Below are 13,114 nucleotides of genomic sequence, written 5' to 3' on the forward strand. Positions count from 1 at the left end.
ACCATGCTATGGATTTTTCTAGGCATTCTGTTCGCCTCGCTGGCTCTGGGCTTGCCCATCGCCTTTGGCCTAGGCGTTGCGGCCGTGGTGATGGCGCTACTCTCGGATATTCCTCTCTCCATCATGATTGAGCAGTCAATACGTGGGGTAAATAGCTTCCCTCTGTTGGCCATCCCGTTCTTTATTCTAGTGGGCGAAGTAATGAGCAACGGCGGCATTGCCCGCCGCTTAATGGAGCTTGCTGGGGCTTTGGTCGGTTTCGTTCGCGGTGGTCTGGGCCAGGTCGCGATTACCGGCTCAATGTTCTTTGGCGGCATTAGTGGTTCTGCCGTGGCCGATACAGCCGCGACCGGCGCGATGATGATCCCCTCCATGACTAAGCAGGGCTACACTGCTCCCCAAGCCACGGCAATCAATACCGTTTCCTCGGTCATCGGCATTATTATTCCGCCGTCTATACCTCTGATTTTGTTCGGCATCGTGACTGAAACCTCCATTAGCCGCCTGTTTATAGCGGGTATCGTGCCGGGGATATTGATTGGTTTCGGGTTAATGGCCACGACCTTCATCATGGCCACCATCGGCCATGCCGGACAGACCCGCAAGTTCCGTTTCGATGTACTGTGGAAAGCCTTTAAGGCGGCGTGGCTTGCCCTGGTGTTGCCGGTGATCGTTATCGGCGGGATTATCGGTGGCGTATTTACCGCTACTGAGGCCGCCGTTGCCGCCCTGCTCTACTCGCTATTTATCTCGTTGGTGATATATCGCGAATTCCACATCCGCGAGCTGTGGGGTATGTTGATTCGTACGGCTCGATTAACCGGGATGGTGTTACTTCTGCTGGCCTTTGCCACCGTCATCGCCTGGTTTCTGACTATCAATATGGTGCCGCAAACGCTGGTTACCCAAGTCCAGGCAATCACCCAGGATCCCTTCTTACTGCTATTAATCGTTGCGGGCTTACTACTACTCGTAGGATTCGTGATGGACCTGACGCCTGCCATGGTCATTATGGCACCTATGCTGACACCCATTGTCACCTCTGTGGGTGTCGACCCGGTCTACTTTGGCGTCCTCATGGCATTCATTCTGGGTATCGGCCTTTTAACACCGCCGGTAGGCACCTGCCTTTACGTTGGCTGTGGTGTCGGCAAGGTCTCCATGGAACAGCTGGTTAAGGCCATGCTGCCCTACTACGCCGCCCTGCTGGTGGTACTGGTTATCTTGATTGCCTTCCCCGGGATTGTGACATGGCTACCGGACCTCACCGCTGTGCGCGGCAACTAATCACTGACATTATATAAGGAAATCATATGCGCTTGATTCAGTACCTCGACCAGAACCAAGTTCACGTTGCTCTGGTAGAGGATGCCCAGACGGTTCGCCCCATCGCCATAGAGGGCGGCACTTACGCGCTAGCCAAAGCCGCTATTGCCGCTGGGGAGTCGCTTGAACAAGCCATTAAATCACGGCTTGGCGACTCGCTGGTTGATTACCAAACGTTAATCGACGAGCAGCGCCTGCTACCGCCGCTCACGCATCCCGACCCCGCCCACTGCCTAGTGACCGGCACCGGCCTCACCCACTTGGGCAGCGCGGATACCCGGTCCGCCATGCATGCCAAAACCCAAGTGGCCGAGGAGGAACTGACCGACTCCATGCGCATGTTCAAACTCGGCGTTGAAGGCGGAAAGCCTTCCGATAACGCCGAAGGGTCGCAGCCGGAATGGTTCTATAAAGGCGATGGCGACTGCATCGTCGCGCCGGAAGCAGACATGCCTTCTCCCGCGTTTGCTCAGGATGCTGGTGAAGAACCAGAGCTTGCGGGGCTCTATATTGTGGCTGACGATGGCACTCCGTGGCGGATTGGCTACGCTGTGGGTAACGAATTTTCCGACCATGTTACCGAGCGTTTTAACTACCTATGGCTGGCGCACTCTAAACTGCGCGCCTGTAGCGTTGGGCCAGAGCTGTTGATCGGAGAGTTGCCTGCCCACCTTGAAGGCACCAGCCGCATTGTGCGCGATGGTCAAACATTGTGGGAAAAGCCGTTTTTAACCGGTGAGTCCAATATGGCCCACAGCCTCGCCAATCTTGAGCACCACCACTTCAAATACGCAGGCTTTCGCCGTCCGGGCGATGTCCACGTCCACTTCTTCGGCACCGCCACGCTGAGCTTTGCCGACCAGATCCAAACCCGCGATGGTGACCGTTTCGAGATTACGCTTAACAATTTTGGCCGCCCGCTACGTAACACGCTGCGCATGCCAACGAATCACGAGTACGAAACAACCATCGTCAACGCGCTTTAACAGGAGGCTACATGACACTGCAAGGTACACTGCTTATCGGTCAACAGGCCGTCACCGGTACTCAAGCCGATATTGTTGCCGTTAACCCGGCCACCGGCGAGACACTGGAGCCGCGCTATCCCGGTGGTAGCCGCGCCGAGGTTGAAAAAGCCTGCCAGCTTGCCGAAGCGGCGTTTGATCAATACCGCGAAACCTCACTTGAAGCGCGCGCTCACTTCCTGGAAACCATTGCCGAAGAAATTGAGGCCATTGGTGCTGACTTGACCCAGCGCGGCGTGGCCGAAACCGGCTTGCCTGAAGCGCGCCTTGAAGGCGAGCGGGGTCGGACCTGTGGCCAGCTACGGCTGTTCGCTTCGGTAGTGCGCGCAGGCGAATGGCTGGATTTACGCTACGACCCGGCCCAGCCTGAGCGTAAGCCCATGCCGCGTGCCGACTTACGCCAGCGCCATATTCCGCTTGGCCCCGTGGCCGTGTTCGGCGCCAGCAACTTTCCGTTGGCTTTCAGCGTAGCAGGGGGCGATACCGCCTCGGCGCTGGCGGCAGGCTGCCCTGTGGTCGTGAAAGGCCATTCAGCCCACCCCGGCACTTCTGAGCTGGTAGGCCGCGCTATTCAACGCGCCGCGGCCAGGTGCAACATGCCGGAAGGGGTATTTTCGCTACTGTTCGGCTCAGGTCGCGATATTGGCCAGGCGCTGGTCTCAGACCCGCGTATTAAAGCGGTTGGTTTTACCGGCTCACGCAGCGGCGGCATGGCCTTGATGGCGACTGCCCAGGCGCGTCCCGAGCCGATTCCCGTTTATGCCGAGATGAGCAGCATCAACCCGGTATTCCTGTTCCCTGAGGCACTGCAAGCGCGCGGCAACAAGATTGCCGAAGGTTTTGTCGCTTCGCTGAACATGGGTGCCGGCCAGTTCTGCACCAACCCTGGCCTGGTCATTGGCCTCAAAGGCGCTGACTTGGATGCGTTCATCACTACCGCAGGGGAAGCCGTTAAAGCCAGCGGCGCACAAACGATGCTGACGCCCGGCATCCATGAGGCGTATCAAAGCGGTGTCTCCGCCCTTTCGGGCCAGCCAAGCGTCAAGGAAGTGGCCCGTGGTCAGTCAGGTAGCGGCCCGCATAGCTGCCAACCGGGGCTATTTGTGGCCAGCGCTCAGGACTTCCTTAACAATGACGCGCTTCAGGGCGAAATTTTCGGCGCTGCATCGCTGGTCATTGAGTGCGCTGACGCGCAGGAGATGCAGCGTGTTGCCGACCAGCTCGAAGGTCAGCTGACGATTACCCTGCAAATGGACGATGGCGACCTGGAGGCCGCAAAATCACTTCTGCCCACGCTTGAGCAGCGCGCCGGCCGACTCCTGGCCAATGGCTGGCCGACCGGGGTCGAAGTGGGCCACGCGATGGTACATGGCGGACCGTTCCCGGCAACGTCCGACAGCCGCACCACGTCTGTCGGCAGCGCCGCGATTTATCGCTTCCTGCGCCCGGTCTGCTATCAGGACCTGCCTGCTGGCTTACTGCCAGAAGCATTGCGCGACGATAATCCTTTTAATGTTTCACGACTGGTCGATGGCAAGCGTGAAGGCTAGCCCCAGCAACGTTAAGAAGCATCCGATAGGCGTTTTTTAAGCTGCCTATAGGTGCCGTAGTGACGGTCGAGGTGGCGCCGCATGGCCGCCTCGGCCGCATCAGGGTCCCGGGACTCGATCGCTTCGATGATTTCAGTATGAGCAGCAGTGGCCGCCTTATCCTCATCCTTTTGCTGTAATACCAATGCGCGCCGATCATCCAGCCATTCAGAAAGCGCCACGTGAATAGCATCAAAGATCGGGTTACGGCCAATACTTGCCAATACGCCATGAAAGTCGTTATCGGAGCGCTTGAAACGAGCCTCATCACCAATAGCGTCACGATTGGCTGACAGCGCATCGCGTAATCGCGTCAAATCCTCATCGCTTGCGTGGCGCGCAGCATGACGCGCCAGCGATATCTCAAACATCGCCCGGGCTTCCTGAAAATACTGCTGCCCATCAGGCTTGGAAAGCAACTGCCGGGTAACGCCAGAAAGCCTCGCCATGACGGCTTCGGCGGTAGGCCGGATCACCCTGGCACGCGTACCGCTGTTGATCGCGATTAACCCAAGCTGCTGCAAATGGAACAGTGCTTCACGCACGGCGGGCCTGCCCACACCAAACTGCTCCATCAATTCCCGTTCTGAAGGCAATTGATCATTTTCGCTTAGCCGCCCCTCAAGAATCTCTGCCTCAAGCTGTTCGGCGACCTGTTCAGACAGCGTTTTACGCTCGATCCGGTATCTGCTCATAGGCAGTCGCTCCTGATTAACCTGGAATTCACCGCCACTTTACTGTATTTCCCGTTGCGATCCTTCAACTGTCCCTTCAATCGAGTCGAGATAGCGGCGCTAGCTGGTACTGCTTGGCGATCTCTGCATAAGCCGACTGATTGGCAGAATCCAGTGGAATGCCGCCAACATCGCGCTGCGCCTGACAGCGCCATTCGCGATCACCTGGCGCCATTACCCGCGCGTCTGGTGTAGCAGGCTGGGCCCGGAGATCCGCTAAATATTCAGCCAGTCCGCGTGCAAACGTACCTTCTTCCACAAACGCATCGGGTTTCATTGCTAAAAAGAAATGCCCCACGCCACGTGGCGTCGCCATATCCGGCCCGACCATGGGTAAAAGTTTGAAGCCGTGCTGCATTCCCGAGAGCATCGAACTAAGTATTTCGACCATGCCGCCAAGCCCTGCGCCTTTAAACCCAAAGCTACTGCCTCCTAACGGCAGCAATGCTGTAACCTCGCCAGGTACGCGGCTCACCTTACCTTCAGCATTAGCAGCCACCTGATCCGGCAGTTCGCGACCAATCGCCCCGAACTGCCGCACGCGGTTCCAGGGAATCGAGCTGGTCGCCATATCCAGCAAATACGGCGCGCCCCCAGCTACCGGCGCCGCAAAGGCGATAGGATTAGTGCCGTGAAAAGGCTTGGCGCCGTCATGGAGCAGCACGAACGGATCCGAGTTACAGAACGCCATGCCCAGATAGCCCTTTTCGGCCGCCGCCAACGCATAGCACCCCGCTGCGCCAAAGTGCGATGAGTTTCCAACCGCCACAGCCCCCATTCCCACGTCGCCAGCCATCGTCATGGCCTGCTCGATGGCGGTGTAGCCTGCCAAATGGCCTAGCCCATCATCGGCATCTAAAAAGCCCGTTGCCGCCAAGCGCTGGTGAAACACCATGTCAGGCGCGCCGTTGATACGCCCGCCTTTCAGCGCCTGTAAATAATGCGGCAATAGACGTAACCCGTGGCTATCTGTACCCATGCGTGAGGCGGTTACCAACGCTCGGCTCACGGCATCGGCAGATGCTTGATTGGCGCCAGCAGCCACAAGTGCCGCTTGCATAAAGCGCGTTAAATCCTCACGGGTAACGCGAAAATCCAATGACGTATCGGTCATCAAGCAATACTCCAAAGCCTAATATTGTTGTTAACGGCTAATCAGCCGGTCGTGCTCAACGGTATATCAGCGTGGGAAGCCACATGGAAATAGCCGGAATAAAAGTCACTAACAGCAAGCAGATCACCAGCGGAATCAGGAACGGAATGGTTCCTCGCATGCAGCGCTCAAAGCTGACATTGGATACTCGGGAAAGTACGTAGAGCACCATTCCCACCGGCGGCGTCAACAGGCCGATCATCAGGTTGAGCACCATAATCACGCCAAAATGAACGGGATCGACACCCACGGCCACCGCCATGGGCAACAGGACCGGCACCAGGATGGTGATCGCGGCGATCGTTTCCATAAAGCAGCCGACAATGATGAGTACAATGTTGGCCATCATCAGTACGGCGAGTTTGCTATCGGCAAACGGCCCCATTAGAGCAATCACGTTCTGGGTGACTTGGTTACTGGTGAGTATCCAGGCAAATATTGATGCGGAAGAGACAATCAACAGAATGACCGCCGTTGTCTCAATGGTTTCCATACTGACTTTTAACAGCTTACGCCAGGTCAGGGTACGGTAAACCACGATACCCAGTATCAGCGCATAGAACACCGCAGCGACCGCCGCCTCAGTAGGGGTAAACGCGCCGGTGATAATACCGCCCACGATAATGACGGGCGTCATCAGTGATAGAAAAGCCCGCTTAAAGGTATGCCCAAGCACGCGCATCGAAAATATCGCGTCACGCTGATAGCCGCGGCGGCGCGAGATGATAAAGATCATCAGCATTAACATCCCCCCCATTAACAGCCCAGGAATTAACCCGGCGGCAAACAGTTGGCCCACAGAGGCTGATGCCATAACGCCGTAAATGACCATGGGTAAACTCGGCGGGATAATCGGCCCGATGGTGGATGAGGCCGCGGTAATACCCACCGCAAACTCCTCATCGTAGCCCGCATCTTTCATCGCCTTCACTTCAATCATGCCAAGGCCACCGGCATCCGCCACGGCCGCCCCTGACATTCCAGAAAATACGATACTGGCACCCACGTTAACGTGCCCCAGCCCACCGCGCATCCAGCCCATCAGGGCCTTGGCAAAATTGAAGATTCGCTCCGTGATGCCGCCGTTATTCATCAGGCTGCCAGCAAAGATAAAAAACGGAATGGCCAGCAGTGGAAAGCTGTCGATGCCGTTGATCATGCGGTGCGCTATGACGATGCTGGGCACTTGGCCTGTGATCAGTACAAACATCAGACAGGCGCCCGCCAAGCTAACCGCAATGGGAACCCCGAGCACCAACATGGTGAATAACGCGAAAAACAAGAAGCCGAGGTGATAACCCATCAGCGGTAATATTACGCACCCCAGCACGGCCAGCACCGAGAGCAGTGGCGACACTAACGGTTTTTGCCAACGCATCATGGAAATTCGGGGCATAGTAGGCCTCTCGATAAAAATGGCATAACGGGATACCACTTCTCAAACGACATCGGTACGATCCCGGTACTTCAGATAAAGCCGCTGGATGGTACGTAGCGCCATTAATACAAACGCCGCACAGACCGTGAAATAGATGATGCTCTTGGGCAGGTCGACCGATACCATCAGGCTATTGGTACGTGCTGCCAGCTGATAGGCGATCCACGCCATTGCTATATAAAAACCAAGGCTTACCAGGCCCACCAAGCGCTCCAGTAAGCGTGCCTGCCACTCCGGCATGTAATGGTAGAAGAACTCCACCATGATGTGGCTGCCGTTGCGGGCGGCCATTACGCTGCCCAAAAAGCCAACCCCAATCAGCAGATAACGGGCAATTTCCTCAGTCCAGCCGATAGAACTGCCCATCACATAGCGGCTAAAAAACTGAGCGAAGACCACCAGAATAAGTGCCCAGAACAACGTCAGGGTCACAAAGTCTTCAATTCGATAATCACTCAGTTTGAAGGGGGCATCTTCAAAGGCGGATTCAAAATCCACCATAGGATCAATGCTGGGCGGTGCATCTTCGCACTCGTCACTCATGGCACAATACTCCAGACACTTCGCTAAAAAGTTAGCGAAGTGCTCGCTGAGGTTGGGTTATTGGCCGATAGCCTGTAGGCGATCGTAGGTTTCCTGATCCCAAGTGGCGACATTGCCGTTATGGGCAGGTACAACGGCCTCACGGAAAATGTCGCGATCCACTTCGTTGATGGTATTACCCTGTTCCTCAAACCAGGCGACCAGCTCTGCCTCAGCCTGCAGGATATCCTGGGTGTTGTTCTCAGCGGCTTCCTGGAATACCTCGCGGAATATTTCCTGATCCTCTTCGCTCAGTTGGTTCCAGCGCGGTCCACCTACGATCGTGATTAGCGAATCAGTAATATGGCCGGTTAGATTGATGTAATCCTGTACCTCATGAAAAGCCTTGGCGCGAATGGTTGGCAGCGGATTTTCCTGCGCGTCGACCACACCTTGCTGCAGGGCCAGGTAGACTTCATCGAAAGCAATCGGGGTGGGGTTAGCGCCTACTGCGTTAGGCATCATCATGTACATCGGCGCGTTGGGCACACGTATCTTGAGGCCTGACATATCCTCGGGTGTATTGATCGGCGTATTCGATGTTACATGGCGTTCGCCATAATAATTGAGCGTCAGTGGCACGTTCCCGGTGGCATCCTGGTAGCCTCGGGCAATTTCCTGGAACAGGTCACTGTCAGCAAAGGCCTGCCAGTGATCAAAATCACGGAACATATACGCAGCCCCCGCAATGCCGATTGGCCCATAACCGCGGCCAGCAAACTGCGTGCCGGTATAAATGACATCCACCGTGCCTAGCCCAAGCCCTTCGTTAATGTCTTCCTCTTTACCCAAAGAAGAAGCGGCGTATACCTCCATGGTGTAACGGCCATCGGTCCGCTCTTCAATTTCATCTGCCGCCCACAGTGCCCACTTATGGAAAGGCTCCGACGTTTCATAAACGTGGGCAAAACGCAGGTTCTCGGCGGCCTGTACCGCACCGGCCACGCTGATACCTGCAGCGATTAGCGTAGCGGTTAACAGGCGAGACATGGCTAGGTGGTATTGGCTTTTGTAGCGCATCTTATTTTCCTCACAACCATTGGATTTATTGTTGGTTATTTGCGAGTAGCACTTGCGAATAGCAATAGCGGATGTAACCGACCATCTTGCTGTATACGTATCATACCAGCAGTTTCAAACCTAGCTGGTGGCCTTCAATTGCGCAACTACCTTCATCTAAACAGATTTGCCTATCGACCCGAAATGTAGCGGTGCGCTAGAGTAAGTCATGCTCTGGTATACCTGTCATACAGAACAACATCTATAACAACGCAGGCGACACGGTAGCAACGCCGGTCGCTTGTCCATCAGGAGGCGCTCATGCAACCACTATCACTGATTGATACTCTTCCCACCGACATGGATAACGCTCTGCTCGTGGGCCGCGTATGGTTGGACGGCGCGCACCCGGGTCCCGCATTGGTCACGGTGAACGAAGGCAACATCATCGACATCACCGAGTTTGGCCCTACCATGGCCGACCTGCTGGAGCGCGACGATGTTCTGGAGGTGGTGCGACGCGCCGAGGGTGCATCGTTAGGCAGCATCGAGACGCTGCTGGCGAACTCTCAACAGGCTCAACCACAAGTGCCCTACCTGCTCGCCCCCTGTGATGTTCAGGCTGTTAAAGCTTGTGGCGTCACCTTCGCCGTCAGCTTACTTGAGCGGGTAATCGAAGAGCAGGCCGGCGGCGACCCGGCTAAAGCCGTTGCGCTGCGCGACGACCTGCAGGCACTGATTGGCACCGACCTTTCCAAGATTGCCCCCGGGTCTGAAGAGGCCATGGCGCTTAAGACAGCGCTTCAGGCACGCGGTGGCTGGTCACAATATATGGAAGTGGGTATTGGCCCTGATGCGGAAGTGTTTACCAAAGCTCAGCCGCTTTCTTCGGTAGGCTTTGGAGCATCAGTAGGATTGCATGCGTCTTCACAGTGGAATAATCCTGAGCCCGAAATCGTGCTGGCCGTGGATAGCCGCGGCCAGGTACGCGGCGCCACCTTGGGTAATGATGTCAACTTGCGCGACGTTGAAGGACGCAGCGCCCTACTGCTTGGCAAGGCGAAAGATAACAACGCCTCCTGCTCAATCGGCCCGTTTATTCGTCTATTTGATGATCACTTTACTATCGACAGCGTGCGCAACTGCCAAGTCGCACTGCGTATTGAAGGCGAGGATGACGACTTCCTGCTTCAAGGCGAGAGCGATATGCGCGAGATCAGCCGCGACCCGTTGGACTTGGTAAGTCAAACCATCGGTGAACATCACCAGTACCCGGATGGTTTCATGCTGTTTCTGGGCACGATGTTCTCCCCTATCAAAGACCGTGATGGCAAAGGCCAGGGCTTTACCCACCACCTCGACGATCGCGTGACTATTTCTACCCCAGCCTTGGGCTCCCTGGTTAACCCGGTGGGCAGAAGCGATCAGCTACCGCCTTGGACCTACGGCATTCGCGAACTGATGCGTCACTTGGCCCGCCGCTGATCCTTCCACTGCTTAAATCACACCCCGGAGAACGCAATGACAACAATTACGCACGTCGAGATCCAGGATATCCGTTTCCCCACCTCGCGCTCGCTCGATGGCTCTGATGCCATGAATGCCGCCCCCGATTACTCAGCCACGTATGTCATCCTGCATACCGATGATGGCAGCCCGGAAGGGCACGGTTTAACCTTTACCATCGGCCGGGGTAACGAGATTGTGGTCACCGCCGTGCACTCCCTGGCGCCGCTGATCGAGGGTCGCACGCTTTCCTCCATTACCGACAATATGGGTACGTTCTGGCGCGAGCTCACCGGCGACAGTCAGCTGCGCTGGATTGGCCCCGATAAAGGTGCGATTCACTTGGCTACCGCCGCCATCGTTAACGCCGTGTGGGATATGTGGGCAAAACGCGAAGGCAAGCCGGTATGGAAACTGCTGGTGGATATGACCCCAGAGCAGTTGGTGCGCTGCCTTGATTTCCGCTTTGTCACCGATGCGCTAACGCCTGAAGAAGCAATTTGTCTGCTGCGCCGCCAGGCCCCCGGCAAAGCCGCGCGTGAGGCCGAAATGCGCCGCGATGGCTACCCCGGCTACACCACTTCTGCAGGCTGGCTTGGCTACAGCGATGACAAAGTGCGCAACCTGGCCCGGGAAGCGTTAGCAGAAGGGTGGACCCACTTTAAACAGAAAATTGGCGGCGATATTGAAGAGGATGCCCGCCGTGCAGCGCTACTGCGAGAAGAGATCGGTTGGGACAACGTGCTGATGATGGACGCCAACCAGGTATGGGAAGTCGATGAAACCGTCGCCAAGATGCGCCGTCTGGCTGAATTTGACCCACTATGGATCGAAGAACCCACCAGCCCCGACGATATTCTGGGCCACGCAGAGATCCGCCACCGCGTCGCGCCTATCGGGGTCGCCACCGGCGAACACTGTCACAACAAGGTGATGTTCAAGCAGTTCTTTCAGGCGGACGCCATTGACTACTGCCAGCTGGATGCTGCCCGCCTGGGTGGCCTCAATGAAGTGATTCTAGTCGTACTGATGGCCGCCAAGTACGGCGTACCGGTTTGCCCGCATGGCGGCGGTGTTGGGCTGTGCGAATACACCCAGCATATTTCGCTGTTTGACTACATCGCGGTATCCGGCGAGCTTGAAGGGCGTGTGCTTGAGTATGTGGATCATCTTCACGAGCACTTTATCGACCCAGTAGTGATTAATCATGGCCGCTATCAGGTGCCCGAGGCACCAGGCTACAGCATTGCCATGCACGCCGAGTCCCAGGCACAGCATCGCTATCCAGAGGGTGCTGCATGGCAGGAAGCGGACCAATGACAGACGTTAATATCTTTCTAAATGAACTCACCAGCCTGCTTGGCGAGCGTGGTCTGCTGCGTGAGCCGGAGGCCATGGCGCGCTACGTCAGCGACTGGGCCGGCGATACGCTGGGCGTGCCGCTGGCCGTGGCACGCCCGGCTGATACAACAGAGGTCGCTGAGGTGGTCAGGCGCTGCTATGCACAAGGTGTCGCTATGACGCCCCAAGGCGGTCATAGCGGTTTGGTGGCAGGTGCCTTGCCCGCCGCAAGCGGTCAGGAGCTGGTAATCAGCCTGGAGCGGTTGAATAGCGTGCGCGCCATTGATCCGATCAATTTCACCATCACGGTGGATGCGGGCTGTATTCTCGAAAACGTCAAGCTGGCCGCTTTTGATCATGACTGCGAATTTCCGCTTTCGCTCGGCGCTCAGGGCAGCTGCCAAATCGGCGGCAATATCGCCACTAACGCAGGCGGGCTCAACGTGCTGCGCTACGGCATGATGCGCGAGCTGGTGCTCGGCCTTGAGGTCGTGCTGCCGGATGGACGCGTGCTGGATAGCCTGAATGCTCTGCATAAGGACAATCGCGGTTACGACCTTCAGCAGCTGTTTCTGGGCAGTGAAGGCACGCTGGGAATTGTCACGGGTGCTGTACTCAAACTCTCGCCTCGGCCTACCCAGAACCACACCGCCCTGCTCGGCCTGCCGTCGGTACAAGCGGTGATCGATCTTTATAGTTTAGCGCGACGCGACTGCTGCGACTTGCTGACCGCCTTCGAGCTCATCCCCCGCCGCTGCATTGAACTTGCGATAGAGGCAACGCCCGAGCTACGCGACCCGCTGGAAAGCGCTTACCCTTGGTACGTATTGATGGAAGTCGCGGCCACGGGACCAGTGGATCTAGGCGCCATGCTGGAGCAACTGCTGGAAACCGGTATGGAGCGTGAGCTGGTGCTTGATGGGGCACTGGCATCCAGCGCTAGCCAGTCTGCGCAGCTGTGGCAGTTTCGTGAAAGCATGCTGGAAGGCCAACGGCGGCGCGGCGAGCATTTACGTACCGATATCTCGATACCTATCTCAGCCATTCCCGACTTTGTCACCCGCGCCAGTGACGTAGTAATGAACGCGTCTCCCGAGTGCGAAATCATCGCTTACGGGCACGTGGGCGATGGCAATCTGCACTTCAATATACTGCCGCCCACTGCACTTCCTGACGCAGATAAAAAAGCCCATCTGCACGCCTTGGAAGAGCGGCTTTTTGACGTGCTTGATGAGTTTCACGGCAGCATCAGCGCAGAGCACGGCATTGGGCGCACCAAGCAGGCGGCCTACCTGGCACGGTTATCGCCTATCGAGCGGGAGTTGATTAGCGGGGTTAAAAACCTGTTCGACCCGAAAGGACTAATGAATCCCGGGCGTATTCTGCCTAACGACGGCTAATCGCCAACCTAGCCCCGCCCC

Annotated in this window: 11 protein-coding genes; 6 read left to right on the forward strand and 5 right to left on the reverse strand. The window is 56.8% G+C overall.

The window, feature by feature from the left end; translation table 11 throughout:
- Nucleotides 1-3: 3 nt before the first annotated feature.
- Genes ACT3TC_RS03630 through ACT3TC_RS03640 form a run of 3 tightly spaced genes read left to right on the forward strand, consistent with a single transcriptional unit; the run spans nt 4 to nt 3,901 of the window.
- Entirely contained in the window at nt 4-1,287 is a 1,284-nt protein-coding gene (locus tag ACT3TC_RS03630; protein WP_444639148.1) for a TRAP transporter large permease, read from the forward strand.
- A gap of 26 nt (nt 1,288-1,313) precedes the next feature.
- Complete coding sequence (gene araD1 / locus ACT3TC_RS03635; RefSeq protein ID WP_444639149.1) at nt 1,314-2,312, forward strand: AraD1 family protein; 999 nt, start codon at nt 1,314-1,316, stop codon at nt 2,310-2,312.
- Between the two features lie 11 nt (nt 2,313-2,323).
- On the forward strand, nt 2,324-3,901 hold the full coding sequence (locus ACT3TC_RS03640; protein ID WP_444639150.1) for an aldehyde dehydrogenase (NADP(+)): 1,578 nt from the start codon (nt 2,324-2,326) through the stop codon (nt 3,899-3,901).
- Between the two features lie 11 nt (nt 3,902-3,912).
- Here ACT3TC_RS03640 and nanR read toward each other — a convergent pair whose 3' ends face one another.
- The 5 genes from nanR to ACT3TC_RS03665 all read right to left on the reverse strand — a co-directional run bounded on the left by nanR (nt 3,913) and on the right by ACT3TC_RS03665 (nt 8,867).
- On the reverse strand, nt 3,913-4,635 hold the full coding sequence (gene nanR, locus ACT3TC_RS03645) for a transcriptional regulator NanR (protein WP_444639151.1): 723 nt from the start codon (nt 4,633-4,635) through the stop codon (nt 3,913-3,915).
- 76 nt (nt 4,636-4,711) lie between these two features.
- Entirely contained in the window at nt 4,712-5,788 is a 1,077-nt protein-coding gene (locus ACT3TC_RS03650; RefSeq protein WP_444639152.1) for an Ldh family oxidoreductase, read from the reverse strand.
- 55 nt (nt 5,789-5,843) lie between these two features.
- Nucleotides 5,844-7,223, reverse strand: a complete 1,380-nt coding sequence (locus ACT3TC_RS03655; protein WP_253927031.1) for a TRAP transporter large permease — start codon at nt 7,221-7,223, stop codon at nt 5,844-5,846.
- Nucleotides 7,224-7,265: 42 nt separating this feature from the next.
- Complete coding sequence (locus tag ACT3TC_RS03660) at nt 7,266-7,808, reverse strand: TRAP transporter small permease (protein ID WP_444639153.1); 543 nt, start codon at nt 7,806-7,808, stop codon at nt 7,266-7,268.
- Between the two features lie 57 nt (nt 7,809-7,865).
- On the reverse strand, nt 7,866-8,867 hold the full coding sequence (locus ACT3TC_RS03665; protein ID WP_444639154.1) for a sialic acid TRAP transporter substrate-binding protein SiaP: 1,002 nt from the start codon (nt 8,865-8,867) through the stop codon (nt 7,866-7,868).
- 300 nt (nt 8,868-9,167) lie between these two features.
- On the opposite strand from ACT3TC_RS03665, the gene ACT3TC_RS03670 reads away from it, so the two are divergent.
- The 3 genes from ACT3TC_RS03670 to ACT3TC_RS03680 are packed head-to-tail and all read left to right on the forward strand — an operon-like array spanning nt 9,168 to nt 13,093.
- Complete coding sequence (locus tag ACT3TC_RS03670; protein ID WP_444639155.1) at nt 9,168-10,331, forward strand: fumarylacetoacetate hydrolase family protein; 1,164 nt, start codon at nt 9,168-9,170, stop codon at nt 10,329-10,331.
- 36 nt (nt 10,332-10,367) lie between these two features.
- Nucleotides 10,368-11,672, forward strand: a complete 1,305-nt coding sequence (locus ACT3TC_RS03675) for an L-fuconate dehydratase (RefSeq protein ID WP_444639157.1) — start codon at nt 10,368-10,370, stop codon at nt 11,670-11,672.
- Nucleotides 11,669-13,093: an FAD-binding oxidoreductase gene (locus tag ACT3TC_RS03680; RefSeq protein WP_444639159.1), complete on the forward strand. Its 1,425-nt coding sequence runs from the start codon at nt 11,669-11,671 to the stop codon at nt 13,091-13,093. The genes ACT3TC_RS03675 and ACT3TC_RS03680 overlap by 4 nt, the downstream gene beginning before the upstream one ends.
- The last annotated feature ends 21 nt before the right edge of the window (nt 13,094-13,114 follow it).

The sequence above is a fragment of the Halomonas sp. AOP27-A1-41 genome, from assembly GCF_052378605.1.
GTDB lineage: Bacteria > Pseudomonadota > Gammaproteobacteria > Pseudomonadales > Halomonadaceae > Vreelandella > Vreelandella citrativorans.

Bases quoted from the DNA above. Each gene is read 5' to 3' on its own strand.
- ACT3TC_RS03670 (WP_444639155.1), top strand. From the start codon at position 9,168: ATGCAACCACTATCACTGATTGATACTCTTCCCACCGACATGGATAAC.
- ACT3TC_RS03660 (WP_444639153.1), bottom strand. From the start codon at position 7,808: ATGAGTGACGAGTGCGAAGATGCACCGCCCAGCATTGATCCTATGGTG.
- ACT3TC_RS03630 (WP_444639148.1), top strand. From the start codon at position 4: ATGCTATGGATTTTTCTAGGCATTCTGTTCGCCTCGCTGGCTCTGGGC.
- ACT3TC_RS03655 (WP_253927031.1), bottom strand. From the start codon at position 7,223: ATGCCCCGAATTTCCATGATGCGTTGGCAAAAACCGTTAGTGTCGCCA.
- ACT3TC_RS03665 (WP_444639154.1), bottom strand. From the start codon at position 8,867: ATGCGCTACAAAAGCCAATACCACCTAGCCATGTCTCGCCTGTTAACC.
- araD1 (WP_444639149.1), top strand. From the start codon at position 1,314: ATGCGCTTGATTCAGTACCTCGACCAGAACCAAGTTCACGTTGCTCTG.
- nanR (WP_444639151.1), bottom strand. From the start codon at position 4,635: ATGAGCAGATACCGGATCGAGCGTAAAACGCTGTCTGAACAGGTCGCC.
- ACT3TC_RS03675 (WP_444639157.1), top strand. From the start codon at position 10,368: ATGACAACAATTACGCACGTCGAGATCCAGGATATCCGTTTCCCCACC.
- ACT3TC_RS03650 (WP_444639152.1), bottom strand. From the start codon at position 5,788: ATGACCGATACGTCATTGGATTTTCGCGTTACCCGTGAGGATTTAACG.
- ACT3TC_RS03680 (WP_444639159.1), top strand. From the start codon at position 11,669: ATGACAGACGTTAATATCTTTCTAAATGAACTCACCAGCCTGCTTGGC.
- ACT3TC_RS03640 (WP_444639150.1), top strand. From the start codon at position 2,324: ATGACACTGCAAGGTACACTGCTTATCGGTCAACAGGCCGTCACCGGT.